The organism is Holophaga foetida DSM 6591, from assembly GCF_000242615.2.
GTDB classification, from domain to species: Bacteria; Acidobacteriota; Holophagae; order Holophagales; family Holophagaceae; genus Holophaga; species Holophaga foetida.
Genome location: NZ_KI912268.1, coordinates 3,325,966 through 3,352,537, shown reverse-complemented (window position 1 = coordinate 3,352,537; position 26,572 = coordinate 3,325,966). Strand labels below are relative to the sequence as shown.

The window sequence follows — 26,572 nt, the reverse complement described above, 5'->3', positions numbered from 1 at the left end:
CTGCGGGAGAAGCGCCGAGCCGGGATCGTCCCGGCCCCGGTGCCAGCGGCCACCACCTGAGCCGCACCCAGTGGGGTGTCCTCCGCTTCGGCCTACGGCCTACGCTCCAGACACCCCACGGGCTCATACAACAAGGGGGTCAATATTCGTGTCGCCGGGTGGGTTAATTTTCATGTCGCTTGACAGTCGTCTGGCGATGCGTCAACATCGCGATGACCAAGGAGCCTTCATTTACATGGAATTGCTAGCTTTCTTACTGCGCGGGCCCGCCACACGGCGCCACCCCCGCCGCGGAGCGGCTTCGTTCAACATCCACCGCATCCACAGGTCATAGGGCTTCTATAGCGGCCTAAAAATCGGATCGCCGACTTCACCACTCGGGAAATGGGGACACCCATCCTTTGGCAGGTTCCGGAGCGTAAAGCTTGGCGCAAGGGTCCCCTCGTTTCCGTCATAAACAAGGAAGGCATGGGTCCGCTTGTTCCGCGTCCATCCCGTGACCAGATCGACCGCAAGCCCTACAGCTGTCGACGCCAGCACCCCATTCGGCCAAATGACTTGAGGGCGTGGTCCCGCGGCCCCGTACTTTGCGCCTTCCCTGCCGAGGACATCCTCGGTCAGGAAGCCCATGCACCGCATGCACGGCCCACCTGGTGAAGACAGGATCACCTGGCCCCCGATTACGGGGTCCCGCTCCCCATGCACGTCCATGCCGATGTCGATGTAGTGCGCCAAGTGACGCCGACAGGCAATCTCAAGCTCTTCACGCCCCTTGTAACTGTCGACGCACCCCAGGACGATCTGACATCGCCGAAGGGCTACTGGATTCTCCTGCCATCGGCAAGAGTATGCCTCGACCATCGCATCCGGTTGAAGCCCGTATACCATTCTCTTGGCCAGGTGGAGCTTTGGCGTGCCGGCCATGAGGTCTACGCTGGTCGCCCCCACGAGCCGGTTCAAATTGGAGGCTTCCACCGTGTCCCAATCGTAGAGGACGAACCTCTTGAAGCCAACGTGGGCCAGTTGCTGAACGATGTGGGACCCCCCACCACCAAGGCCCGGGATCCCGATGGTCACGTTTCCGATGAGGTCCTGGGAGTCTGGACCAAGGAAGGACTGCCGGGAATACCGGTCGTTCATCTCACGCGCCCTTTCATGAAAACATGGACCGGAGTCCCGATAACACTCAGGGTCTCCGCCTGAACCGGCTCTCCGGCCCGTGGCGGCCAGACCCAACCGATCCCGTGGTTCGGGCTCAGGATGATGATCCCGTGGGCCGCATTAGGCCCCACGGCCTGAAACCCTGGGATGAGGAGCGGGATCTCGGCGCGGTCCGTGGCGCTCATCAGAGGTTCACCCCGACGGTCATGCAGATGAATGTGGAAGATCCCTTCCTTGGCGGCACGCCCTTGATAGACCGCCTGCATCGCGGCGGCCATTGCGTCTGGGCCAAGCCTTGCGCCAACCTTTGGATCGTTCAAGTAATGGTCGTCAGGCATGGGGAGATAGCGGGTAAGCATGATGAACCGCGCCTGCCCGTCCGAAGTGCCCATGCGGCCCATAACGAAACCGATCCGTTCCAAAGCAAACGGGTGTGGCCGCTGAAGGTCTTCCATGATCTGACAGTAAAGAGCATCTGGAAATTTGATTTCCATGGTCACCCCACCTTCGCGAAGCCGGCCAAGTGTGCGACCAGGAGTTCCTGGAGCGTCAACGCCGTCCCCTCGACGCGCCAAGAAAACGCGAACCAGTTCCGGTCCACGATCCTCGCGTTCGAGCAATTCCAGTTCCTGGGGAATCCGCATCCGACCTGGGTGGAGAGGTAGAGGCGGGACGGATACCCATCCTTGGGCGCCGGGCACAGCAGCGCGTCACAACTTATAGGATTACATCCATCTGGAAGCCGAAGGTTTTCCAGGAGGAAATACGTCATCCCCCCCTCAGTCACAGCGCTCAGCCTATCCCCATAGGATTTCAGGGCCACGATCTGTTCCGTTGGGTAGCTCATCGAGACGACCCACCGGACTTGACCTGGACAAAGAACAGCTCACCCCCGCAGATTGAGACCGGCCGATCCTCCGGAACGGGAACCGGCGGCCCGTTCTTCTCCTGCAGGAGGATGTACCCATCGGGGGTCTTCCCGACCAGCGCCAGGATCTCGGCCACGGTCCGCCCCCCCCGTTCAATGCGGTAAGGGTCACTCTGGACGAAGATGGTCACGATCTCCTTGTGGGCCGTGATGAAGCCCTTCAACCCGCGCGTGCGGAGGTCGATCACTTCGTCGGGGTCGATGACGTCGTTCTCGTGGTGCGCGAACTCGGCGATGAGATCAAAGTTGCAAGGGATTTTCCCGGCCAAGTTCAGGAGCGCCTTGCCGGTCGGCGTGGATGTCTCGACCCGGTATTTCTCCCCATCAATGACCACCCGGTAGAAGGGAGCGTGTGGCACCAACTCCCCCCGTCCGGCGTAGGAAAGGATGTCGACCTCGGCCTCCTCGGATTTCGATATCTCGTGTTCGTTCGTCATCTTATCTCCCCCAACAGGATGGGCCCCAGTAGCCACATACGCAGCGTATTGCACGCCTGCTAAGTATGTCAAGCAAAATTCAAGCATGCTTGTTCTCCTAAGCGAATGGGCCTAGAATTGGGAAGCGTCACGCAACTGGAGGAGGTACGGTCATGGCAACGCTCACTGGTGGACCAGGGGCACAAGGGGTTACCCTGGGCCAATATCTCGCTTCGATCCGGAAAGATAGGGGGATGACTCTCCGCCAGGTAGAGGAGGGCACAGACAAGGAAGTTTCCAACGCCTACCTGAGCCAGATCGAAAACAACAAGATTCAGCAGCCATCGCCCAACGTGCTGCACGCCCTTTCCGAGGTCTACGCAATCGATTATGGCTATATAATGGAACTGGCGGGACATATTACTCCCGCCAAGGCCCGCGGGGATGACCAACGACATGGCAGGGTCGCGACCTTCGCGGATCACAATCTGACGTCAGAAGAGGAAGTTGAACTAATCAATTACTTGGAATACCTGAGAAGCAGGAAGCACTCAAGTGGTAAGACCAAATGACAGCCACCTCGATCCGGACGAACTTAGGGCCGTTGAAAAGCGCGCTCAAGCCCTTCTGAACCGCGCTTCCGCCTGGAACCGGTTCCCCACCCCCGTCGATGACATCCTCTCGGCAGCGAACCTCACGGTGGCGCCATCGAGTCTTTTCGATCCGATACAGTTGTTTTCCTTCCTTCAGCACAAGGCCGCCGAGGCGAAGGTACGCTTAACATCCGCTGTTAAAAAAATTCTCGGACTGTATGATTCAAGCGAAAATTTGATACACATTGACGATACGGTTGTAAAAACAAAACAATCGTTTTTAAAACTCCACGAAACAGGCCATCACGAGATTCCTTACCACAAGAAGCTGTTTACCATTTTCCAGGATTCCGAAACCACCCTTTCTCCCGACGTCGCAAACCTATTCGAGCGCGAAGCTAATAACTTCGCGAGGTTCATCCTCTTCCAAGGAGATACCTTTTCCAGGATGGCCGCAGATGCTGAGGTTGGAATTAAGGCGCCCATGGCTCTGGCGAAGAAATTCGGCGCCTCCGTCTACGCCTCCACCAGGGAATACGCAAGGACCCATCCCCAACCATGTCTTGTTTACATTCTTGACCCCGTCGAACTTGGTCCCGGCTGCGACTCACACGCGGTCGTCCGGAGACTCCAAGCTTCGCCATCCTTCGCGTATCAATTCGCGATGCCTGCTGAAACGGAAATCAACATTGCTCACCCCCTATGGAGCGTCATCCCCCTCGATGCCCGAAAAATGACTTCGCCACGCTCGTTTCAAATACGGGACAAGAACGGCAGTCAACATGAGTGTTTGGCTGAAGCATTCAAAACGCCATTCAACATATTAATTCTTGTTCATACGGTCAAAGAGATCACCTCTCAAACGGTAATTTTTTAGGCTGGGCACTCGAAACAGTCAATACTTACCCATCCCTCAGCCTTCCAGGAAGGCAATCCGGCCTGGGACGTTGCCAGACCGCTCGATAAGTGAAGGATCCTCCTAGGCCACCCATGAATCACCCAAGCGCTGCAGGAGGTTGCGCTCATCAGGGTCCCGCTCCTTGATGGACGCCATCCCCCCTGCCCCGTCCAGGGACAAGGAATCCAATTTGCGTACACCCCGGCCGTGAATACGCACCGCCTAGAGAAAGCCTATGGGCTGCCTCGCCTTGCGCAAATGAGAAGGCCCCAGGATTCAAGAATACGACGTGGGAGCGAGTCAGAATTGAATACTGACCATTGATTCTGACAAACATGAAAAATTAGTTGCGCATAAAACAAACCTCGCATTACTATCTCCATATATACGGAGTGACTTGTGAACAACGAGGCAAAAAAGAACCCAATCGCGTTTATCAACTCCCATCTAAAAAAAATGGGTTTGCAACCATGGAAAAGCGTGGATAAAAACCCGACAGCATTTTTTGATTATGTTTATAAACATTTTAAAATCAATTTGATGACATCTACAGGAGATAGCAAGACATTTTATTCAATCTTGAACTCAAATTTATCGTTAAGCAATGTTTGCTCTTCGCAATTTGATAAATCAAGAATTGAAGCAGTCACTCTTGCCGTAATTCAGTCCGAATTTGATATCGGCGATAACATGCTTGAAATTGGTTGTGGCAATGGGATTTTTACTTGCTTAATGGGAATTCTTTACCCCAATACCCATATTATCGGAATTGATCCTTGTGAAAATTCAATTTCTATTGCAAAACAAAGGGCAAATATTCTCGGTATTAAAAATATCGATTTCCAAGTAAATAATTTAGAAAACTTTCTTGCTTCTTACGATAGTGAAAAATTTGATTCAATATTTGCAATAACAAGCATGCAAGAAGCACTTGAAAGTTATTTCACAAGTTGCAATGTCGACATCGTCAGCAATTCAAAGTCAAATTCTTTATTAAAAACTGACGTTTATTATGAAAAATTTTTAACGTCAAGTCCCTTGTTCCTCAGACTGGTAAAACAACTTGTACCGAATGGCATTTTGATAACCGTTGATCGCAGAGACACTGCACCAGGCATTCTCGAATGGATACGCATAACAGAAAGCGTTGGACTTCATCCTGTTCTAAAAAAATCAAAACATTTGATTGAGCAAACGGCAAATGGCATTAAAAATAAACTCACAATGACTGTTTGTTTAAATCAAACCAAAGGCCGCATCAAAATTGGGGAAGTACTCTCGTTTTTAGCCAAATCAGAACTCGAAAAGACTAGAATAGTCGGGGTACATAATGGCACCCTTGCAGAAGCTCTATTCGTATCAATGGGGACGCCTATTCGTGTGAAGTGTTCTAAATTTGAATATTTCGACAAGAGCAAATCTGGGGAAATTCTGATTGGTTACTCTGGTGCAATTGGTTTTATATACATATCTGATGACGCCGACAACAGAGAGTTGGATCTTTTTCTTCTTGAGGAACTGGAAGAACGCATTAGCGACTTTGAACAGAGATGTTCTAGAATCAAAACAGTTGCATCACTTGATAATGTCAACTCCGAACAGGTCAACCGCATTATTTGATCAATATCGAACGTCAAATTCATAATGCAAGACATTCCCCGGAAGAGCCAGCGGCTTCTCGATGTGAGCCGTTCGAAGCGACTGAATGGCTTCACCAGTCTGTGTTCCTCGGCGCCCTCGGTCCGCCTCCGCAAGGCGGTGTAGTCGATGGTCAGCGCCCGGGCCACCGGGCAGCCCTAAACTCCCGGGCCAGGGTCACCGCATCCACCCGATCCTGCGGGGGGTCTTTCCTGAACCTGACCATGGGGCCTCCAGAGACCCCAAGAGCCTATCGGGCACTGGCCCCGCTATTCACGCACCCTTCCCGGAAGCACACTGTCCTCCGGTGTCGGTTCGATTTTTTGTTTCCTCATGGGTGAACTCCAGCGACCCATGAGCCTACCGGTGATCAGCCTACGACGTCACGCACGCGTGCTGGAAACACACCAAAAATCGCGATCGCCGCGCGCAGCATCGGCACCGATGCATTGAACCAGGCCGACCCGCGAACCTGCCGTGCACAAAGACAAGGCCCCCATCCGTCGAACGGGGGCCCGATCTCCACCCGAATGCCACCTACATCAAAGAGCTTTGGTTGCTTGGTCCCCATTGGGTGATGCCATGAAGCTAATAATTCCCAACAGTGGTGCAGGTCTCAATGATTTTTCGAGAACCCGATGATTAGGTCAGGTTCGATGCATGTAACAAGGTGGGTGTGGCATGGGTCACATGCGTCAATCATTGAGGCTTATATTGCTTTAGCATCAGGTGATTGGAATTCATCTAGCTTTTGATATCTTGCTTATGGTTTTTGAAATTGAATGAAATGATGTTGACGTTGGGAATCGCGGGACTTGTGTGGTGTTGGGATTGCATGATGTATAGACAGTGTGTAGGTGATATTTTTATCTTTGCTTTACAACGATCTTGGCGAACGGAGGACATGCATGCCTTGGCGCAGCTGGACGTATAAGGATTGGAACCATAGGTTATTGGGCGCTTGTTTTTCCGGCCGCGGTTCCTCTTCTTGGCAACCTGTTGAACGGTTCTCCTGTAATCAAGATTGCTTTCTGCAATTGCTGGGGATAGAGAATCTTGGCGGCGCCGATAGGGTGTTGCAGGGATTTATTGATTGTGTTCGCAAGCAGATAAGTGATGCTGGATTGCAGGCGTTCGCACGAACGGTGAGTGGAAATTTCGAGACAGAGTCAAGTGCTCCGCCCCTTTTTTTTGCGCTATTGTGGTCCACCTGTCTTGTTGCGTCCGGATATCCTGATGCTCAGAGGGGTTTTCACGATAATTGGGAGAGTTTGTTTGGGCAAAGGGGCACTTTTGGGTTTTTGCCCGGCATGTGGGCTGACTTGGAAGTGTGGAGGCGCCGGATGGCTGGTCTCGGCGGCGGACGACCTTTGAGGCTTCCTTCAACATCAGGATCGCAGTATTTAAAGAATATAGGCTACTCGTTTTTCATCGCTTTCCCGTCCCGCCCTGATCGGAACCAGCTTATAGATATTCTGTTTAAGCTAGGGGTATATGGGATGGAACCTCCTGTAGATGCTGTGCTTTCTAGACTCATGGCTTCTCGTAATTGTTTTTCCAGTGATTTCAAGGGCGCACTGGATGACTTTAATAATTTCATGGCACAGGGTGGGAGAGCTGAATGCAGTCCCTTTTGGAGGGTGATTCATGATGAGGCCTTGGGATTGGTGCCAGTGGAGGGTGGGCCTGAGAGCGGACACAATCTGACCTTGATGTTCGTTCAGGTTCAGGACGGCCTGGAGCCTGTTGTGCTGGGTCGTGCGGGCGCCTCGATCCCAGAGGGCCATTCACTCGATGACCCTGGTGATTTGCCGGATGAATGGCTTCAGTTGGCCGATGGATGCGGCGGTTGGCAGACTCCGGGCCTGAGCGTATTTCTTCCGGAGCCGCCGCCCTGGCTCTCACTCCGGATCAGCAACATGGTCGCTCAGGGGGTGTTGGTCCTGCGTCGGATCGACGCATCCTGGTTGGAACCCGTGACAGGGAATCATATCCAGGATTGCGATATTGCCTTGGTAAGGGAAGATCGCCTTCCGGCCTTTCAGGCTGCTTTTTCGGGCAGCTCCTCCAAGGCCTGTGTCGATGGGTGGTTTGAGCTGTGGAATTGCAAAATCAGGCGGCAGGGGGAGAGTTTTCGGGGGCTGGAAGATGTCCTGGCCCTTCAACCCACCATGCCCCGGCCGTCTGTGGCGATTCGTGGAGGGATACAGGTCCCTGGCGGGCATTTTCTCTTTCCCGGCATGCTCCCGAAACTTTCCGCTCGTGGGGCTGATAGGGTGTGGCTCCGGGGGGGTGGCGTGAACCTCCAGTGCGCGTTTGAGGATGTTACTGGTCTCTGGTCACTCCCTGGGGACTTGCCCGCGGGCGACTACGAGTGCAAGGCTGAGTGGACTTCGAACAGCGGGGCGGGCGATTTGACCGCGGGAACCCGCCTGCATCTGGATGGTTGGGTGCTTTCTGATGACTACCGTCCAGTCGGACAAAGTTTGGCGGGATATTCGGTGGAAGCTTCGGGGGGGCGGCAGCACCGCGGGGAGTTAGCGGTCGCTGCTGGACACGAGGTTCCCTTCGGCATCCTGAATTCTGGTATGGAACCTTCTGACGATCTTGTTCGCTTCGACCCCTCGGCCCGTTACCTCGGACCGGGATTGGGGGTGATGTCCTTGGAGCCAAAACAGGGATTTGAGTGGTTGGTTACCGGGGGACTGAATCATCCCTCGTCGATCATTTTTATCGGGGATCCTGGGAGCCCGACTCCCCCTGCAGCCATACAGTCGGCTCACAAAGGGGACAGGCGCCACTGGAGGCATGCGTTCGGTGCGAAGACTCGGTTGTATGTGGCCGGGAGGGGGAGGTACGAGGACCTCGCCAAAGCACCTGAAGGCCTCCGGGCGGTGCATGCCGCCTTCACGGAACTAAGCAAGGGCAAGCCCGGACCCACTCCGGGTGCTCACATCATTCAGTGTGAGCCTCTCGAATTGGAAGCCTGTCGTAAGTCGCTGATTGGATCGGCAAGGCCGACAGATCAACTCCAGCAGGGCCTTGATGCCTTGGCGGCAAGATCGGTGAAGGTCAGCGGGATTACCTATCAAGAAATTCGGAGCATCATTGGTGCCATTACAGGGCAAGCTTCGTGGGGGGTTCAGGAACAGATTCTCAGAAGTTGGTGCGAAATGGGGATGCTGGACTTGCTCCGGCATCCCAAGAGAAAGAGCCTAGTGGTGGTTGCCCGCAGACCCCGCTTGGCTCTTTGGTATCGGGCAGGGAGTGTCGTCGCTACCTTGGTTGGCCTAGTGACTTCAGCCCGCCTGGGGCGGGTGAGGGCCGAAGCGGGGTGCCTTGGGGTGGCCTCCGAGGAGATTTTGGGGCGCCACCCATGGCAGCCAACCACCCTCAGGTTTGAAGGGGCTCTGGAAGAGCTTCTTGAGATGGGGAAACAGGCGGAGCTGGCGCCTCCGCAATGGTTGGATTGGCAGGACTTGGATCTTCATCCCCCCGGCATGGATGTCGGGCTCGTCCTGCAAAGTATGGGATTTGGCGGTTCGGAACCGCCAGAATGGAAGGAAATTGGCACCTGGGATTGGGGGAAATCCCGATTTGCCAGGGGTGAAACGCATGTCAGTGCAGAAGGCGTTGCCGTGCGGTTTCGGGAATGCGACAGGGGGCGGATCATGGAAGTCCTGCAGGGCGGGCGTTCTCGACTCTGGACCTACAACCGGACTTGGGCTTTGCTTGCAGCAAGCCAATTGCGTGGTGTCTCCCCCTTCGTTCTTCGAAAGGATGGATGCTTGGTGAGTAACGGGCAATCCCCAGTCCATCTTCCTTTGGGTTTCGGTCGATTCTGCACCCTCCTGGGGGCCGGCCTTCCTGGACCTGTGTTTCCGAATGCGGATCCTCTCCAAAGGCAATCCGATGGTAGCCGGATTGACTGGACGTATGAATACCCCTTCGGGAGCCATGTTTCCCGGATTCTCAAGAAAGTCCTTCCCACTGATTGGTATTGCGAGGAGTAGTCGTGTTCGATCCGGTCGGCAGTTTTCAGGACATCAGGGAATACTACATCAGCTATCTGGATACGGCGTTCAGGATCGCCGATCCGGAGGTTGCTGCGGCACGACGGAGGCTGCTCCGCAAGGCCGGAGGGCTTTGCACCGACCCCCTCCTTGAGCCTATTCCACGCTACCAGTCGCATGAGTCGAGCTTTCATGAGTGGAATGGAATCGGTGACGGCGAACCCCTGAAGACACTCTCTCCGCAGGCGCGGGAGGCATTTGTGCAGCTTGCCTGCTCGGGGCTTTTCTTGGGCGAAGGGGATGCCGGGTTAAGGAAAAGTGCATATCCTCCGTACAGGCATCAGGTCGAAATGCTGGAGCGAGGCACGGCGCCGGGCCGACCGGGCATCGTGACCTCAGGAACCGGCTCTGGCAAGACGGAGTCCTTCCTTCTCCCCGTCCTGGCGACCATCGCCCGGGAAGCACAGGCCAATTGGGCTGCACCTGACGCGGGATACCTGGCAACGCGATGGTGGCACGATCCCGCAACGGGGAAGCCGAAGACCAGAACAGTCACCCAAGGGAAAAATGCCGGGGCGGTGGTTCCGAGCGTTTTGGGATTTTCGAACATGCCTCACAAGACCAATGGGCAGGATTCCCCCTATATGCATCATCGGTCAGGTGAAAACCGGCCACAGGCTGTGAGAGCCCTGATTCTTTATCCCATGAATGCCCTGGTTGAAGACCAGATGGTTCGATTGCGGAAGGCCCTGGACAGCCGGGAGGCCAGAGCTTGCATGGATCGTTATTTTAACGGCAACAGGCTTTTTTTCGGCCGGTACACCGGAGCCGCCCCCGTTACCGGCTTCTCCAAGGTGCATCCCGGACTGAAGAGACTTTTTTCGCCCCCCGCGAACAGTCTGGGTGAAGATGAGAAAAAACTTAAAGAGGGAGAGTTGGAGCGACTGAAGAGCGCCCTGCAGAAGCAATTCAACGCCGTGGTGGAAGCTGAGTCCTGCCAGCGGAAGGCTAGAATTCAGGTCGGTGGCCAGCCTGAGGTTGCCGCGTCTTGTGGCGGAGACGAGACCCCATTCTTGTTCCCCTCCGTGGATGGCGGAGAACTTATCACTCGCTGGGACATGCAGGCTGCGCCGCCCGACATCCTCATTACGAACGTCAGCATGCTCAGTGCCATGCTCAACCGGGAAGTGGATGCCCCCATCTTCGACAAGACCCGGGAGTGGTTGAAGGAGGATGATTCGTACTTCTATTTGGTGATGGATGAACTTCACCTTCAGCGCGGGTCGGCAGGCACTGAAGTCGCCTGTCTCTTGAGGCTCCTGTTTCACCGATTGGGACTGGAAACCCCGGAACAGCTGCGAAAACTCCGGATCCTGGCCTCCAGTGCTTCGCTGCCGGACGCTCCCGAAGAGGAGGCCGAAAAGAGTGCGAAGTTCCTGTGGGACATGTTCGGCTCGTGCGGGCTCGGGGGGGGATTCTATGAAGAATCCTTAGGTCGGGAAAAATGGAAGAAGGCCATCGTCTCCGGTGACCAAGTGCCGTCGGCGTACACCGAGTCCGACCCTCCCCAGCCCATGAATCCTCGTCCTTTCCTGGATTTATTGAAGGCTTGCAAAATCGGGGAGCCCCGGGATCCGGAACTCGGATGGGATTTTCCTACAAGCCTCGTGTTTCCCCGCGAAGGCGGCGAGGGGGCTCATGCATGGCAGGCGGTGGCCTGCGAGCTTCTGAGTGAGCCGAAGTCCAGCCTCCCCCAGACCATCGAAGCCTGTGTGCGGTCGGTTGCGGAGCGGTTGACGTATGCCTGTTGGGAACCTGGCCCGGTGGGGCGGTCTGGCAGGGTCAGGGCACACCACCTGGGGGAGATCGGCACCAAACTGTTTTCCGGGTTCGACGCGTTAAAAGATGACGAGGAGCGGACAGCCGCAGTTCGGGCTTTGCTGCTGGTCCGGGCCGCCGGGGATGTGTTCAAGGAGGAGCTGAAGGGCCAGGGCGGGGCGGCCAATCCTGTGCCCCAGTCCTTCCGGCTCCACACCTTCTTCCGAACCATCGAGGGGGTGTACGCGCCTGCTTCCGCAGAGGGCGGCAAGGTGGTTGATCCCGCTCGATTAAGCATCGAAAAGGAACAGAAGGCCGGTGGCGCCCGCAAGTTGGAATTGCTGTATTGCGAGGCCTGTGGGGAACTCTTCTTTGGGGGGATGAAGGGGCAGACTTCAAAACACATTGAACTTCTCCCCAATGAACCCGCCCTGGAAGGGCTTCCGGATGAATCCGCAACCGGTCGGTTTGAGGACTACAGCTACGACCAGTACGGGGTCTTCTGGCCACGTGACACAGACCCGTGTGCTCCTGATGATCTGCCTGCCTCGGCAAACTTCAACCCGGCGAGCCTTGGCTGGGACGCCTACGTGCTGGACGGTCTCACTGGAAGTCTGCAGACGCCCCGGGCGGTTGGCGGGAACCGGGAGGGGGAGCGATGGGTCCGGGGCCGACTTTACAGGCGTGAAAGTGAAGAAGCGTCGAGGAGGAGAGCTCACGGGCGAACAAATCAAACGCCAGGGAGTCATGCGCCATTCGCCTGCCCCAAGTGTGGAACGTCATACAAGAGAAGGAAAAGCGAGCAGCGGCTTTCGCCCATTCGCGGTTTCAGGACAGGCTTCGGAAAGACGACTGAATTGCTGGCAGCAGAGCTTTTCAAGGCTCAACGACTCGGTGGGAATGACTCCCCGAAGCTGGTCTGCTTTTATGACTCCCGGCAGGCGGCCGCCAAAGGGGCGATCTCCATTGAGTCCAATCATCACTCAGAGGCCATCCGGGACTCCCTGGTAAAGGCTCTTAGGGAGAGCGCTTGCATCTCGAATGACATGCAGCTCAAAGAGCTGGAAGAAGAAGAATTACAATATTTGTCCATGCCCAAAAGAAATGCCAAATTCGACGGACTTCTGGCAGAAGTCCAGGAACGGATCAGGGCACTCAGAGGGGCTGATTCACAAGTTGTTGATCTGAATGCTATTTTGGAGCGGCCTGGGACAACCGATTGGAGCAAGCCTGTTCTCCCGCTATTGTCAGCTTTGGTAAAGTGTGGAATTCATCCATTTGATGAATCCGGGAAAAAATCAATCAAGGCAGAGGTGGGTAATCAGTCCAGATATTTCAAGTGGAATGACCTCTTTGAGATTGAATCGGATGAGGTCCGATGGGCAATCGACGAACCCCAGGAGGATTTTCTGGGCAGGGCACGAAGCCACTTGCTTGAGGTTCTCCGAGAAGAAATCGGTGGGGTCATTTTCCGGAAGACCTATTTTGCCTTGGAGGAGACAGGCATCGGATACCCGACGCTCCGCAGCGGGGGCGATGGTGAAGATGCCCGGAGGAGGGCCAAGGAGTTGGCCGCGGTCATCCGTGTCCTGGCCGATTGTTACAGCCTGAATCCAAGCCCCTATGAGTTGCCGGAGGATCAAGATCCAGCCGTTATCGAAATTTTTGCGCAGGCGCCGACCCGACTGAAAAAGTTCGCCCAAGCTAGCTGGCCGGATTCCCCGGTGGACTCTCTCAACAGTGCATTGGGGGAGTTGAGGCGATCGGGTCATTACAAGGGCCAGGTGTATGTCGGTGCCCTGGCCATCCGGGTTGCAGAGCCGGAAGACGGCGTCTGGAGATGCGGAGGATGCGGGCGGATCCACCTCCATCCCGGTACCGGATGTTGCACCCGCTGTTGTCGGGAGCTCCCCAAGGAGCCGACGGAGACGGTCCGGGCACTCCAGCAGAGGCAATTCCTTGGAAGGAGGGCCAACAGCAGTCTCGCCGTCACTCGCATGCACTGTGAAGAGCTCACCGGGCAGACGGAAGACCCGGCCCGTCGTCAGCAAGAATTCAAAGGGGTTTTCCTGGACCTGGATCTTGAGGTTGAGGGTGGTCCGGACAGTGGGGAGGAAGGAGGTGAGCCCCCCGACGAGACCGGTGAAGATGTGTCACGCAACCTGGATTCCCGGAAGATCGGAGAACTTGCACGCGAGATCGATCTTCTTGCTGTCACCACCACCATGGAGGTGGGGATCGACATCGGTCCCCTCCAGGCGGTCATGCAGGGCAACATGCCACCTCAGCGTTTCAACTACCAGCAGCGCGTGGGTCGGGCCGGGCGACGGGGCCAGGCTTTTTCCATCGCCCTGACCCTCAGCCGCATGAAGAGCCATGACCTGTATTATTTCCAGGAACCCAAGCGGATGACGGGCGATATCCCCCCCACGCCTGTCCTGACCCGGGACGTAAAGGACATTCCCTGGCGCTTTGCAAGGAAGTACTGGTTCGGGAAGGCCTTTGCCTCCCTGCGTGAGGAGGTCAGGGGCTACGGGGTCTATCCGGGTGATGTCATGTCGCCCCCCGACATTCATGGTGAGTTCCTTCCGTCAGCCCTGTGGTGTGTGGATGAACAAGCAGAATGGCATGCGCTTCTTGCAAAGCACCTTGAACGCACCCGCGATGACGCCGGGGCCTTTGTTTCCTTCCTGCTGCAGGGCAGTCCGGTTGGGGCTTCTTTCACGCTGTGTCCGCCCGCAGAAATGATCCAAGCGGTTGATCAGGCCATGGAAGATGGCATAAGGCGGGATGGGGTCGCCCACAGTCTGGCCGAAAGGGGGTGGCTGCCCATGTTCGGGATGCCCACCAGGGTCCGTAATCTGTATTTGGGCCTCTCCAAGGGGAGCGGCCCCCAAGACTGGCGGACCGTGGACCGGGATGTTGACGTGGCCATTTATGAATTCGCACCTGGGGCCACAGTGGTTCTGGACAAGCAGGAACACCGCTGCATCGGCTTGACGCCCGACCTGGCTCCACCCGTGGGGAAAGGGATGATCAAACCGCATCCCGAAAGTCCCTGGGCCGAGGAATATCGGCTTGTCGAGTGCCCTTCATGTAATGCCTGGGCCCGGGTTGAAGAGACTGGAGCAGAATTCAATTGTAAAGGGTGTGGCGATCCGCTGGGGGGGGCGCCTTCCTTCCTGTGTGTCACCCCACACGCCTTTCGCACGGATTTCTGGCCAAAATACAAGAGGGATGATACTTCAGATGGTGTCAGGCACCGTTCCATCCAAGCGGAGGGTCAGCACCTGGAATTCCAGACGGCCACTCTGGGTGACATGCAGATCCGCACGGCATTCCTCTCCACGGCCAGCACCTTTAGGCTCAATAGGGGGCCTAAAGTTGATGGTGGCCTCCAGGGGTTTGCATTGAGGACCGGGTCGGTGGATTTTGGAAGGAATGAGATCCGTCACCAGTCTCTGCTTAAAGACTCTGAGTTGACAAGGCGATTCACGTTCAGCCAGGTTGATGCGGAGGAGGTTGTCTGGCTGGCTGCACGGAAGACGACTGATGCCCTCTTCCTTTCACCGGACGGCGACCGCCCCGGCTTGGCTTTACATCGGATGCCCGCCAGATGCAGCAGTGCGGATAGTCTTGGCCACCGGGTGCGGTGGGCCGGTGTCAGGGCGGCTGCTCTTTCTGCGGCATTCCTTGTTGCCAACCGGGCCGCTTTGGACATGGACCTGGACCCTGAGGAGTTTGATGTGCTGGAGCCCCGGCTGTACGGGGATGTGGATGCTCGCATGCCGGTTCTTCAGCTCACGGATCGCCTAGTCAACGGGGCCGGCTTCTGCAAAGAGCTGGAAAGCGTGGATGGCGGAAGCCCCAGGGTGCTCCGGATGATCAAGTCCATGCTTGAGGATCCGGAGCAATATCCCCTCAACAAATTCCTGGACTCCGAGGAGCACGGGCAATGCGACACGGCCTGTTATCGGTGTATGCTCCGCTATGGCAACCAGCCCTATCATGGGCTACTTGACTGGCGGCTGGGGTTGACCTATCTGAAGGTGATGACTGACAGAACCTTCATGTGCGGGCTGGATGGGGATTTTGAGAGCTTCCCAGGCCTCACCGATTGGCCCGAGATGGCCGTGGCCCTTGCCCGGCAGATCGCTGCAAAGTTCAATAGTCCGGATGGCATTAAAATGATGGGACGCCTTCCCGCCTTCCGTTTGGGCAGTGATAGAGAGCCTCGGAGCCCTTGGGTTCTAGTCACCCATCCGCTTTGGGACTGGAGTGACAAGGATGGTCCCTTGGAGGGTGATTTGCTTTGTCAGGCATACGAGGCAGTCCTCAAGGAGGAAGGCCCGGAATCGCGTGTTCTAGCTTGGGATACCTTCAACCTTGCACGCCGCCAGGTGCTGGTGAGAGAGAAAATCATGAATCCTGACGGTCATGCCTGATGAAGCCTCTTCCAGCACCTCTGGAATCGTTTCGGGCTCGGCGGTATTTCTCTCCCTCCCGCTGGCAAGATCTGAAGTCCTGCCCCCTCCGGGCCTTTGCCCGGGGGGGCATCCTTCCCGATTCTTTGGAATCGGTCGCGGGAACCTTCTTGCATGAGGTCCGTCATATGCTCCTGGCAAAGGGGGAAGTCGGTCCCTCCATGCGGGAGGAGGCGCGGGCTCGTCTTCGGTCCATGACGGAGGATCGTGAGGCGGAGCTTGCGGGTAATCCGGAATACGCGACTCTGGTTCCCTTTGTCTCTTCCTTCGGCAGGCTCAAATGGGCCGCAAAAGCTGCAGGATTGCTTGATTGGGCACGGAATGCTGCGCCCCTGGCATACAGTCCGCCAGCTGGAAAAGGGTTTCTTGGGTGTGGGGAACAGGATCCCGATTCTGTAAGGGCTGACTCCTTTGCCGTAGGGGCGGAGGTCACTTGGGTTTGCAACTCGTTACGCTTGGCGGGCCGGGTCGATGAAGCCCGGGAGCTCTCGGATGGCTCGATCCTGATCACGGATTACAAGTCCGGGGTACTCCCCGATGAGGAGGGCCGCATCCCTGACCACATGGTCTGGCAGATGTGGATGTACCTCCTCATGGCCGAGTCCCTGACCGGTAAGCCTGCTGCGGCGGTTCTGCAGGGAGGATGGGGGCGACTGCAAGTGCCATGGTGCGATGCAGAGCGCGAAAGGGCAAAAACGGCCCTGTTGCACTCGGCTGCAATCTTTCCAGTTGGCAGCAAACTCGATGCTCAGCAGTACGCCACCCCCGGCAGCGTTTGTGTGGGTTGTCGCCAGCGCCCGGCATGCCCAGCTTATTTACAGTCTGCCCCAAAATGGTGGCCGAATCGGTCCGGCCAGCCCCGCCCGATTCCCTTTGATACCTGGGGAGCACCTTGCGGAGCCCCGGGGGCAGGGGGTGTACGAATTGTGACGGTCAACGGGCTTGAATCGATAATAAGATGGCTGCCACCAACTCTTGACCTTGGCACGATGGACCCTGGGGACCGCCTTTTTGCCTTCGACCTTCAACCCACCAGCGAAATCCGCATGCATGGCATGCGCCTGCACCCACAGGCATTCCATGCCGATTGGCCCAACCGCCAGAAACCAAGGGCACTTCAGCCGCGATTTTTTATACAGAAGGGATGAACGATCCCCAAGCTTCCCTCAAATGAAAATATTCCGGATGCTTGAGATACTGGATGTCCCAAGCGGATAGGCTGTGTCTTCGGGGCCCTTCGCTGGGCTATCATCAAGAGCAGATGTTTTTTTGGAGTCCCGTTGTCTTCAGCTTCACAACAGACCGATCGCGGAATCCCAGTGCTTTCCTTTTTTACCGGTGCGGGATTCCTTGACTTGGGTTTTGAGGATGCCGGATTCACGTCGGTTTGGCATAACGAGTATTCCGAGGACTTCAGGCGGGGGTTCGCATTCGGGACCAGATCCATGGGAAAGGGTAGGGGCCGGGAGATTGAAAACCCTGATTCCATTGTGGATGTTGGCCCTGACCGGATCATTCGAGAAGCTTTCGAGATGCATGTTCCACCCATTTTTGGGATGATCGGGGGGCCACCTTGCCCTGATTTCTCAAGCGGTGGAAAAAACAAAGGCCATGAAGGGGAGAATGGCCGTTTAAGCGGTGTGTATGTCGAACGTATCATGGAGATCAGGCCAACCTTCTTCATCTTCGAGAATGTGCCAGGTCTGTTTCGAACAGCGAAGCACAAAGAGTTCTTTGCATCCTTGGTAGACAAACTGAAGCCGCACTATTTCCTAGACTGGAACATTCTCAATGCCTTGGAATATGGTGTGCCACAGGATCGCCAGCGTGTGATCTTTTTTGGCTTGTCGCAGTCATGGGTCGGCCAGTCTGATCTGTTCTCCCAGAGATTTCTGGACAAGTCCATGCATGAACGCATGATCGCAATGCGTCTTCGAAACGTTGGGTTGCCGGGAGTTCATTGGTTCCCCTGGGCCAAAGGGCGGATCCATCCAGATGCAAAAAAAGCCATACCATGGCCGGACGTGGCTCCGTTTGGGATGGATATTCCCATGCCTGCGGGCATTCCAGAGCAGCTTACCGTATGGGGTTGGATCAAGGATCTGGTGGAGGGGGCGACCACTCCAAACCAATCGGACCAATTCAGGGCTTACAGTCCGAAGTTTAACCAGATCCCGGAGGGATTTACCGCCAAGAAGAGCTTCAAACGCCTTCATCGCTGGCGTTTCAGCCCTGCCGCAGCATATGGCAATAACGAAGTTCACCTCCACCCGACCCTTCCCAGGCGCCTTTCTGTGCGGGAGGCGCTCCGGATCCAGACCGTCCCGGACAACTACCAGTTGCCTCCCGACATGCCCCTGAGCAAAAAATTCAAAACCATCGGGAACGGCGTTCCATTCCTTCTTGCCAAAGCCGTTGCCCTTGGTGTTCGCAGGGTGCTCACCGAAGGGATTTCCGACGCCGACATTCGACCTGACAGTCGGCCCTAAGTTCCTCATCGTGCTGGCAGTGTCTTGGCGGATTGTGTTGGAGCCGGCGGGCGTGACTTCACGGCCCTGTGTTGAACGTAAGCCACTGCGCGGCGGGGGTGTCGTCGGGTGGATAACCCTCGAAGTAAGAAAGCTAGCAATTCCATGTAAATGAAGGCTCCTTGGTCATCGCGAGATGGCGCATCGCCAGACGACCAAGGAGGCAACACATGAAGGACATCAGTCGTGTGCTTCCGGCAAGAGTGCGTGAATATCGGGCCTCCCGCCCGGTATGTTGGGGTCTCTGGAGGCCCCATGGTCAGGTTCGGGAGGGACCCCCCGCAGGATCAGATGAACGCGCTTCTCGCCAGGATCGGGGAGTGGCGGCAGGCTCGGCACGGGGTCCGGGGCCGATGCCGGGTGAGCTATGGGAGGCTGCAGTGACCCTGGCCGGGAAGTTCGGTGTCTGCCCGGCGGCCTGGGCGCTGACCACCGACTACACCGCCCTGCGGAGGCGCACCGAGGGCGCCGAGGAGCACAGGCTGGTGAAGCCAACCATTATCCAACTGCCCGCAACCCTGGAGCCGCCTCCTGGTGTTCCCCACGCACCTGGGCCCACCATCGAGATCTCGGCCCGCGATGGGTCTAGGATGCGGATCTCCCTACAGGCCGGCGGTGGGACCGAGGCCCTCGACATCATGGCGGCCTACCATGCCTCACCTTCTGCGATGACGGCGTAGTGTGCGATAGGTCGGCAGATCCCCCTCGCCGGCACGGGCAGGCTTCGGCCCTCCAGATGGTGGATGGCATGATCTGAATCCTCCACGACCTGGTGCCGACCCGGATGGATCCCGTGGCTTGCCACGATCTGGCCCTGCCAGAGCACGGCCAGGGAATCCGCCTCGATCCGCACTTCCAGGGTGGCTCCGATGAACCGCGGCGGAGCGCTGTAGTGGTTGGTGTCCAGGTCGATCCGCCCATCGGAAGCCACCTTTCGGGTCAAATGGCGAACGCGCAGGTAGCTGGAATGGTTCAGGAGGGGTCGGAGGGCGGCCGTCTCCGCTCCGAATCGATCGATGGGACGTTCGAAAGTCGTGCCGTGAACCCGCACATCCGCGACGTTCCGCATCCACCAGAGCAGGTGCTCATCCAACGGCTCGTCGCTCTCCCATTCCAGGCGGCCCAGGGCATTGCCTTTCACGTAGCCCACACCGCGCTCCACCTTACCTTTGGTCTGGGCCCGAAAGGGCTGGCAGGCTTTCGGGACCGTCCCCAGTGCCTGCAGAAGGCTTCGAATTCGGGATGAAAGACGGCCCTCCCGCCCTCCCAGCGATCCACCAAGGGTTTGGCGTTGTCACTCAAGAGCTGCTCAAATCGCGCAAAGGAGATCCCGGGAATCGGAGTCGACTACGGAGCCAAAGACTTTTGCGCGCATACCTCGACAGCCATTACCTCTGAGGTGATCGTCGTCTGGGCTACGCCCTCAGGGGTGATGCGCCAAAGAATCTTTGCCGATGCACCGACCTCGACCTCAATCGCAAGGAATGGCTTCCACCCCAGGCCAATTCGCTGTGTTGGGGGCCGCACGCCTCCTGTACGGCGAATCTGTTTGGCCACAGGGTCGACTTCATAAACCGAGGATTCGGTCCAGATCAGAAGGATCATGTCTGCAATGTTCATCGGGGTTCATCCTCTCCTGATCGTTCCAATGGAGAGCCCAGGGCTCGACACTGGAGAAAGAGACGGACGCACGGCTTCGCTGGGCGCAAGCCCGCCGCCGCTTGCCAAGTCCAGGTCATTCCAGATGACAAGGCTTGCGTGCATATGGGATCGAAGGCTGCCCTGGGCTCCTTCCAGGCTCGCGCCTGTTGAGTGCGTTCACAGGTCGGGTGTCCAGAAATCGTCTAAAGGCATGGCCTCGGCAGAGGCCAGGTACGCCAGGAGGGATTCCTTGCCCCGGAACAAAGTGGCCAGATGGTTGGTTCTTGGAACACAAGATCCAGCGATTACCTAGTGCCTGACACATTAGGCGAGCCCGCAACATAGGGCTCCCTGAGTGGATGAGCTCCCCACCTCATGCCCCAACCTTCGCCCTCTGCTTCGCCCAGTACCCCCGTGGCCGCGTCTCCAAACCAAGATCCCTACATCGTTTCTCAACCGCCTTGGCGCTCACGCCCAGATCCTTGGCCACCACGGTCACCGGTTTGGCCAGGACGAGGGCCTGCAGATCCTCCTGGGATGGCCAGGACGCACCAGCCAACCCTGGGATCGCCGCCTGGGCGATCTTCTGAGCAGCTCGCAGGCCAATGTCCAGGGCGTATTTGGTCTTCACCAAGTACTTCATGGTCACCCGGATATCGGAGTGACCGACCAGTGCCGCGATAGTCGGGATCGGCACCCCCTGCTCGGCAAGGTAGGTAATGTAGCTCGCCCGCAAGGAGTGCGTGCCCAGGCGGCCTACCCCCAACTCCCTTCCCACCCTGGCCAGGGTCCGCCGAAGGAATTCCTTTCCATGAGGCTGCCCCTCCGCCGAAGGAAACATCCACAACCCGTTCCGGGCTAGCTTCTTCAGCTCGGCGATAAGCCAAGGGTCGAGCTCGAAGACCAGTGGATCCCCATCCTTGATAATCGTCGGCGCCCAGATCCCCCGTTCAAGATCCATATCTTCCCACTGGGCTCGCAGGACGTCGATTCGCCGTACACCCGTCGCGAGGAGCAGGGCAACCATAAGAGGAATATGAGAATTTCGAGCCTTGGCGATTAGGGCCCCTATCTTGGAGTAGTGCTCAGCGCCTAGGATCACCCTCCGTTTTACAGGCTCTTTCCGCTTTCGAAGGGGCGGAAAAGGAAGCTCCCGAATCAGTTTGGCGCGCTTGGCGAAGGCGAAGAGTAGGTTGACCGTCCGCCGGAGCCCATTCGCGGAGGCAACGGCGTGGGTGCGGCAGTATGCCTTGATTACGGGCTGGATTTCTTCGATGCCGATCTGGTCGACTGGCAGATCGTGAAGGGGCTTAAGGTGCAGACGCACATGATCCCGGACGTTGCGGAGATGCCCAGAGCTGGCCTCTTCGTCTTGGGTGGCCTCCCATCGGTCTGCCAGCTTCTGCAAGGTGACCACGGCCGGAGGAGGTGTCGTGGCCATAGTCTGGGCCCCGAATTTTTCGATCATCCGGGCCTGAATAAACTGCTCGGCGACGATTCGAGCTCCGGCCAGCGTGGACTGCCGAGAAGACCGATGGTATTGACGGCCATCGAGCATGACACTGAAATAGTAGGTGCCATTTTTTTTGTGAAAATAGGTATTTGACACAAACGCCCCATGTAGGAAGCAAATTAATTCCGATGGAATCACGCCTTCTATACACTCTTCCTACGCCTGTTTTGTTTTTGGGTTGCAGTGTAAGTTCGGTACCAAGTCCAAAGTTGAGGCCAGTCGTAGACCCAGTATCTTTGCCCAGGAGGCTGGACGGCCCAAACCCCCAAGGGATCCATGACCCGCCAAGCAGCAAGCGTATTTGGCGAGATCGAGCGCCCCGTCGCAGCTTCGAAACACGCCAACACATCCACGGCCATGATCAGTTCGCGCCCAGCGATGATCTCATCCACGCTTCGCATGTTGACACCTCACTATTTCCACAATCGCATACTACATAATTCAGCAACAAAATATCAAACAAAAATTTTCTTAAGACACGTTATTTCAACACATAAAGCAAGTAATTAAAAAGAAAGTCAAGAAGTAAGGAAGCAAGTAAGTATTGATAATTTTGCCTATTTTCAACACTTATGTAAAAGCATTGACTTTAACCACAACACACCATATACATTCACGCTAAAGCAGAGCATCAAGCCACCCCCAAAGAGCTCCAGGGCCACCGCATGATGGAATTATTAGATAGAGGTCGTCTCTCCATTGTGTGGGAATCCAAGCAAAGCAGCCATACGATAATCCGGCGACATGGCGGCCTGCATCCTGCGGAACTTGATGCTTCCCATGGGGTTCGGGTCCTGCCGGAGGAGATTCAGCACGATATGGCGGAGGACCGCGCTGCACTCAGGGCCGCTCCCCTTCCGAGTCCGATTGGCATCTTCCCGAAATGCCACGTCTAGGACCCAGTGGAGCTTGTTCTCGATGCCCCAATGATGGCGGGCGGCCGAACCAATAGCCTCGGCTTGGGTCATGGACAAGGTGGTGATGTAGAACCGTTCTTCCAGGGCAGGCTTGCCGTTGCGCAGCGATTCTGATTGGATTCGCACGATCGTCTCCAGCTTGGGCCATTCCAGGAGGATGCTCTCTGGAAGTTGCTCAACGGCATCCAGGGTGGTCACGCGGCGCCGCTCATTCCGACCACGTCGAGACTCCAAAGACTCGGCGCTGCCGTGAGCAGTGCCCACCAAATTGGCATCCAGGCTTTCAAAGCACGCCTTGATGGCCTTGTGGAGGCGCTCCTGGTTGCCCTTGACGGCCAGAAGGTAGTCGGCCTTCTTCGCCACGATCCCCTTGGCGATTCCCTTCTGGCACCCCATGGCGTCGATCGTCACGATGCACCCTTTCAGATCCAGAACCTTGAGGAGTGCGGGAATAGCTGTGATCTCGTTGCTCTTTTCGTTGACGGCGCATTGTCCAAGCACCATATGGTTCGCAGAGGACCAAGCGCTGACCATGTGCAGGGCCGACTTACCGGCTGCAAGCGATGCCCGGAGCGTCTTGCCATCCAGGGCCACAACATCCCCAGGAACCTTCTTCCGTACGTCGCGAACCCAGGAGAGGAAGCACTCTGTGAAGGCCTTGGGGTCGAGCAGGATGAACACCCGGTTGATCGTATCGGCGCTTGGCACACCGTTGGGCAGCGTGAGGAAGGTCCTGAGCCAGGCATCCTGCGACTTGGCGAAGCGGTGGATGTCCTCCCAGCTGTCAGCGCCACAGAGAACGGCCAGGACGGCGATGAGAATGATGTCGAGAAGGAGGTGCCGCTGACCACGCGTGCTCCGGGGATCGGGCAAGGATTCGAGGTGATCGGCGAGGGTTCTGGCTTTGGTTACCATGGACAGTTCTCCATGGAATGTCATGCCATACTTGATTATGAAGTACAAGTGTTATATGGGCCCGCACCGTTGATTTGCCAGCTATATGGCCCGATTTATTGCTTTTTTGATTATTTGTACATGCGGCGGCCCTGCAAAGAGCTCCCATGCCCCCACCTACCCCCAACCCCCTTCCAGTCGTGTCCACCGGGAGAGCCCTGTCCTGGACCTTCGAAGGCCTGCCTCAGCATGTCCCGCACCCTCTCCCCACGCCCGTCGCCCTAGACAGCGAGGGAGAGGCCGACCCTCCCCCCTTCACTCGCCTGGGGCTCGCCGCCAGATGGCACTCGAAGCCGCCCTCCAGCCATCCACAACTCCTGGAGGTGCGCATCCAACTGAGAGCCTGGCCAGACCCGCCACGGTCCGCCTGGCTGGCAGAGATCGCCACCTTACTGACCGAATGGATCGAAACCGAAGGCTACCTGGTGGCTCATACCCTGCCTTTCGAGGATCACATCCTCGGGCAGCGGGTTACCCGCCACGCCCTCCTGGGCCTCCAGTCGCTCCAAGGAAACCCCCTTTGGGCGCACCCCACCGCTGTCGCGGCTGGGCTTCTCCCCTTCGACTTCCCCCCAAGCCAGGCCTGCCGGACCCTCGGCGCACCGATCCGATGGCGGGCGGGCGGTATCACCCCCCTGAGCCCCATCGACCCTGCCACCGGACTGCCCACCTGGTTCATCGCCCTTTCAGACTGCGCCCGATTCCAGAAGCTCCCGCCCAAAGCGCACTCAGACCAGGTCCTTCGCGACCGGGGTAGCGAACTCTTCCGACAGAGGCATTTCCCCACTCCCGCAGCAGCACTCACAGCCGCCCAGACTCAGCTTGACGAAGCCATCCAGACCATCCTGGGCTTCGGACACCTCTGCCCCGCCCAGCCACCCTCCCATGCCTGAAGCCCTCCACACTCCTCGGCCCCCATGCCGGGAACTTCTCCGTGGACAGCAAGGACTTCTCACGGTAGCCTAGAGGGCTGGAGCTTTTCAGGTTCCAGGATTTACGAGGAAGCAATTCCGATTCTGTGGGCCAACTCTGGCCACCCACACAGTTTTGACACCGAGCTTTTAAGTTCTTTGTTTTCAGTGGTTCCATCAGACTACGAATCTGAGGGTCGGGCGTTCGAATCGCTCCGGGACCACCATCAACCCCTGAAGTCACACGACTTCGGGGGTTTTCCACGAATCACGGCGAGGCATTACGGGCCAGACACCTCCGGTCAGTCTTCCCCCGGCTCCCATCGATTCGCCTTTTCTGCCCCGACCGGGGCCCGCGTCGGACGTTGCTCCGGGCGGGTGGGCCCTTCCAGGAGCATTCATGTCCTTCGATACCCTCGGCCTTCTGCCCGAGCTGCTGCGTGCCGTACGCGAGCAGGGTTACGAAACCCCCACCCCCATCCAGGCTCAGGCCATTCCCGTAGTCCTCCAGGGCCGGGACCTCATGGGCGGCGCCCAGACCGGCACCGGCAAGACCGCAGCCTTCACGCTGCCCATGCTGCAGCGCCTGGCCCCCCAGGCCAGCACCTCCACCTCTCCCGCCAAGCACCCCATCCGGGCCCTGGTCCTGACCCCCACCCGGGAGCTGGCCATGCAGGTCGAGGAGAGCATCCGCACCTACGGCAAGCACATCCCCCTGCGGTCCACCACCATCTTCGGCGGCGTCAACATCAACCCCCAGATTGCAGCCCTCCGCAAGGGCGTGGAGATCCTGGTGGCCACCCCCGGACGCCTCCTGGACCACCATCAGCAGGGCACCCTGCGCTTCGACCAGCTGGAGATTCTCGTCCTGGACGAGGCGGATCGCATGCTCGACATGGGCTTCATCCGCGACATCAAGAAGATCCTCGCGCTCCTGCCAGCAAAGCGCCAGAGCCTCCTCTTCTCCGCAACGTTCTCCGGCGAGATCCGGGAACTGGCCGCCAGCCTCCTCAAGGATCCCGCCTCTGTGGATGTGGCTCCCCGCAACTCCACCACCGAACTGGTGAAGCAGGTGGTCCACCCCGTGGATCGGGAGCGCAAGCGGGCCCTCCTGGCCCACCTGATCCAGACCAAGAACCTGGAACAGGTACTGGTCTTCACCCGCACCAAGCACGGCGCCAACCGTCTGGCCGAACAGCTGGACAAGGATGGCATCAGCGCCCTGGCCATCCATGGCAACAAGAGCCAGCCCCAGCGCATCAAGGCCCTCTCTGACTTCAAGCAGGGCAACATCCGCGTGCTGGTGGCCACGGATATCGCCGCCCGGGGCCTGGATATCGACCAGCTCCCCCACGTCGTGAACTACGAACTGCCCCAGGTTCCTGAGGACTACGTGCATCGCATCGGCCGCACGGGCCGTGCCGGAAGCGAAGGCGAGGCCCTCAGCCTGGTCTGCGTGGACGAGCACAAACTCCTGAAGGGCATCGAACGCCTCCTCAAGAACCCCCTCCCCAGCGAAGTGGTCGCAGGCTTCGCCCCTGACCCCGCCATCAAGGCCGAGCCCATCGAGAACGGGCGCAGCGGCGGTGGCCAGCGGCCCGGCGGAGGCCGCCCCAGCGGTCGCCAGGGGTCCAACCCCAGGTCTTCCAGCGCCCGACCAGCCCGCCCCGAAGGTCGGCGTGGGTCAGCCCCCAGCAGCAGCCGCCGCGGCGTGTAGCAACGGCATCCGACCCAGGGTCTGCGAAAGCGCAGACCCTGGAGTCCGCCAGCAGACAAAGAAAAAGGGCGGCTGAAGCCGCCCTTTTTCTTGCTTATCTTTACGGTAACTAGAGCTTGTTGACGTTGGTGGCCTGGGGCCCCTTCTGGCCCTGCGCGACGTCGAAGGTGACGCGCTGATTCTCATCCAGGGTGCGGAAACCGCGGGTCTGGATGGCGGAGTGATGGACGAAGAGATCGGGACCACCCTCATCGGGGGTGATGAAACCGAAACCCTTTTCAGCGTTGAACCACTTGACGGTGCCTTGGGCCATGATGAATTCCTACGAGTGCCTGGAACATGATTGCGATGACATCCCCCAGGCAGGGGCGTCAAAGTGTGTTCGTGGTGGCCGCACTTCGCGGGCATCACGGCATGCCATAGAATGACAGAGTTTCTAATA

18 protein-coding genes and 1 tRNA gene are annotated in these 26,572 nt (G+C 57.6%); 11 read left to right on the top strand and 8 right to left on the bottom strand.

What is annotated here, in order from left to right:
- Positions 1-339 precede the first annotated feature (339 nt).
- The 3 genes from HOLFODRAFT_RS0215135 to HOLFODRAFT_RS21650 form a co-directional block, all read right to left on the bottom strand.
- Entirely contained in the window at positions 340-1,140 is an 801-nt protein-coding gene (locus tag HOLFODRAFT_RS0215135; RefSeq protein ID WP_005034598.1) for a HesA/MoeB/ThiF family protein, read from the bottom strand.
- Positions 1,137-1,655 carry a hypothetical protein gene (locus HOLFODRAFT_RS21655; RefSeq protein ID WP_005034595.1) on the bottom strand — a complete coding sequence of 173 codons (519 nt, stop codon included), beginning with the start codon at positions 1,653-1,655 and terminating at the stop codon, positions 1,137-1,139. Before HOLFODRAFT_RS21655 ends, HOLFODRAFT_RS0215135 begins: the two co-directional genes overlap by 4 nt.
- Before the next feature lie 349 nt (positions 1,656-2,004).
- Positions 2,005-2,526: a multiubiquitin domain-containing protein gene (locus HOLFODRAFT_RS21650; protein WP_158412968.1), complete on the bottom strand. Its 522-nt coding sequence runs from the start codon at positions 2,524-2,526 to the stop codon at positions 2,005-2,007.
- A 152-nt stretch (positions 2,527-2,678) separates the two neighbouring features.
- Between HOLFODRAFT_RS21650 and HOLFODRAFT_RS21645 the strand changes: the two genes are divergently transcribed.
- The 8 genes from HOLFODRAFT_RS21645 to HOLFODRAFT_RS0215070 all read left to right on the top strand — a co-directional run bounded on the left by HOLFODRAFT_RS21645 (position 2,679) and on the right by HOLFODRAFT_RS0215070 (position 19,157).
- Positions 2,679-3,077 carry a helix-turn-helix domain-containing protein gene (locus HOLFODRAFT_RS21645; protein ID WP_005034589.1) on the top strand — a complete coding sequence of 133 codons (399 nt, stop codon included), beginning with the start codon at positions 2,679-2,681 and terminating at the stop codon, positions 3,075-3,077.
- Positions 3,061-3,975 carry an ImmA/IrrE family metallo-endopeptidase gene (locus HOLFODRAFT_RS0215110; RefSeq protein WP_005034587.1) on the top strand — a complete coding sequence of 305 codons (915 nt, stop codon included), beginning with the start codon at positions 3,061-3,063 and terminating at the stop codon, positions 3,973-3,975. The genes HOLFODRAFT_RS21645 and HOLFODRAFT_RS0215110 overlap by 17 nt, the downstream gene beginning before the upstream one ends.
- 420 nt (positions 3,976-4,395) lie before the next feature.
- Positions 4,396-5,616: a methyltransferase domain-containing protein gene (locus HOLFODRAFT_RS24110; RefSeq protein WP_005034585.1), complete on the top strand. Its 1,221-nt coding sequence runs from the start codon at positions 4,396-4,398 to the stop codon at positions 5,614-5,616.
- Positions 5,617-6,542: 926 nt separating this feature from the next.
- On the top strand, positions 6,543-9,647 hold the full coding sequence (locus tag HOLFODRAFT_RS0215095) for a hypothetical protein (RefSeq protein ID WP_005034583.1): 3,105 nt from the start codon (positions 6,543-6,545) through the stop codon (positions 9,645-9,647).
- Between the two features lie 2 nt (positions 9,648-9,649).
- Positions 9,650-15,910: a DEAD/DEAH box helicase gene (locus tag HOLFODRAFT_RS0215090; RefSeq protein WP_005034581.1), complete on the top strand. Its 6,261-nt coding sequence runs from the start codon at positions 9,650-9,652 to the stop codon at positions 15,908-15,910.
- Complete coding sequence (locus HOLFODRAFT_RS25835; protein WP_005034579.1) at positions 15,910-17,097, top strand: PD-(D/E)XK nuclease family protein; 1,188 nt, start codon at positions 15,910-15,912, stop codon at positions 17,095-17,097. Before HOLFODRAFT_RS0215090 ends, HOLFODRAFT_RS25835 begins: the two co-directional genes overlap by 1 nt.
- 132 nt (positions 17,098-17,229) lie before the next feature.
- On the top strand, positions 17,230-18,438 hold the full coding sequence (locus tag HOLFODRAFT_RS21640; protein ID WP_005034578.1) for a DNA cytosine methyltransferase: 1,209 nt from the start codon (positions 17,230-17,232) through the stop codon (positions 18,436-18,438).
- Positions 18,439-18,857: 419 nt separating this feature from the next.
- Positions 18,858-19,157 carry a hypothetical protein gene (locus HOLFODRAFT_RS0215070; RefSeq protein WP_005034575.1) on the top strand — a complete coding sequence of 100 codons (300 nt, stop codon included), beginning with the start codon at positions 18,858-18,860 and terminating at the stop codon, positions 19,155-19,157.
- Here the strand turns inward: HOLFODRAFT_RS0215070 and HOLFODRAFT_RS21635 are convergent.
- The 4 genes from HOLFODRAFT_RS21635 to HOLFODRAFT_RS21630 all read right to left on the bottom strand — a co-directional run bounded on the left by HOLFODRAFT_RS21635 (position 19,124) and on the right by HOLFODRAFT_RS21630 (position 23,463).
- The gene (locus HOLFODRAFT_RS21635) at positions 19,124-19,627 is read right to left on the bottom strand and encodes a Mu transposase domain-containing protein (RefSeq protein ID WP_005034574.1); all 504 of its coding nucleotides are present in this window, start codon (positions 19,625-19,627) and stop codon (positions 19,124-19,126) included. The two genes, HOLFODRAFT_RS0215070 and HOLFODRAFT_RS21635, sit on opposite strands and share 34 nt — an antisense overlap.
- A 197-nt stretch (positions 19,628-19,824) precedes the next feature.
- A complete protein-coding gene (locus tag HOLFODRAFT_RS0215060) occupies positions 19,825-20,097 on the bottom strand; it encodes a hypothetical protein (protein WP_005034573.1) in 273 nt (90 codons plus the stop codon).
- 394 nt (positions 20,098-20,491) lie between these two features.
- Positions 20,492-21,769, bottom strand: a complete 1,278-nt coding sequence (locus HOLFODRAFT_RS0215055) for a tyrosine-type recombinase/integrase (RefSeq protein WP_026939364.1) — start codon at positions 21,767-21,769, stop codon at positions 20,492-20,494.
- A gap of 539 nt (positions 21,770-22,308) precedes the next feature.
- A complete protein-coding gene (locus tag HOLFODRAFT_RS21630) occupies positions 22,309-23,463 on the bottom strand; it encodes an ISAs1 family transposase (protein WP_043485832.1) in 1,155 nt (384 codons plus the stop codon).
- A gap of 146 nt (positions 23,464-23,609) precedes the next feature.
- Between HOLFODRAFT_RS21630 and HOLFODRAFT_RS0215045 the strand changes: the two genes are divergently transcribed.
- The 3 genes from HOLFODRAFT_RS0215045 (at position 23,610) to HOLFODRAFT_RS0215035 (ending at position 26,130) form a co-directional block, all read left to right on the top strand.
- Entirely contained in the window at positions 23,610-24,395 is a 786-nt protein-coding gene (locus HOLFODRAFT_RS0215045; protein ID WP_005034569.1) for a hypothetical protein, read from the top strand.
- A gap of 171 nt (positions 24,396-24,566) precedes the next feature.
- Positions 24,567-24,640, top strand: a tRNA-Arg gene (locus tag HOLFODRAFT_RS0215040).
- Between the two features lie 173 nt (positions 24,641-24,813).
- Positions 24,814-26,130: a DEAD/DEAH box helicase gene (locus tag HOLFODRAFT_RS0215035; RefSeq protein ID WP_005034567.1), complete on the top strand. Its 1,317-nt coding sequence runs from the start codon at positions 24,814-24,816 to the stop codon at positions 26,128-26,130.
- Positions 26,131-26,239: 109 nt separating this feature from the next.
- Here HOLFODRAFT_RS0215035 and HOLFODRAFT_RS0215030 read toward each other — a convergent pair whose 3' ends face one another.
- Positions 26,240-26,443 (bottom strand): cold-shock protein, encoded by a 204-nt coding sequence (locus HOLFODRAFT_RS0215030; RefSeq protein WP_005034565.1) that lies wholly within the window; start codon positions 26,441-26,443, stop codon positions 26,240-26,242.
- Positions 26,444-26,572 lie beyond the last annotated feature (129 nt).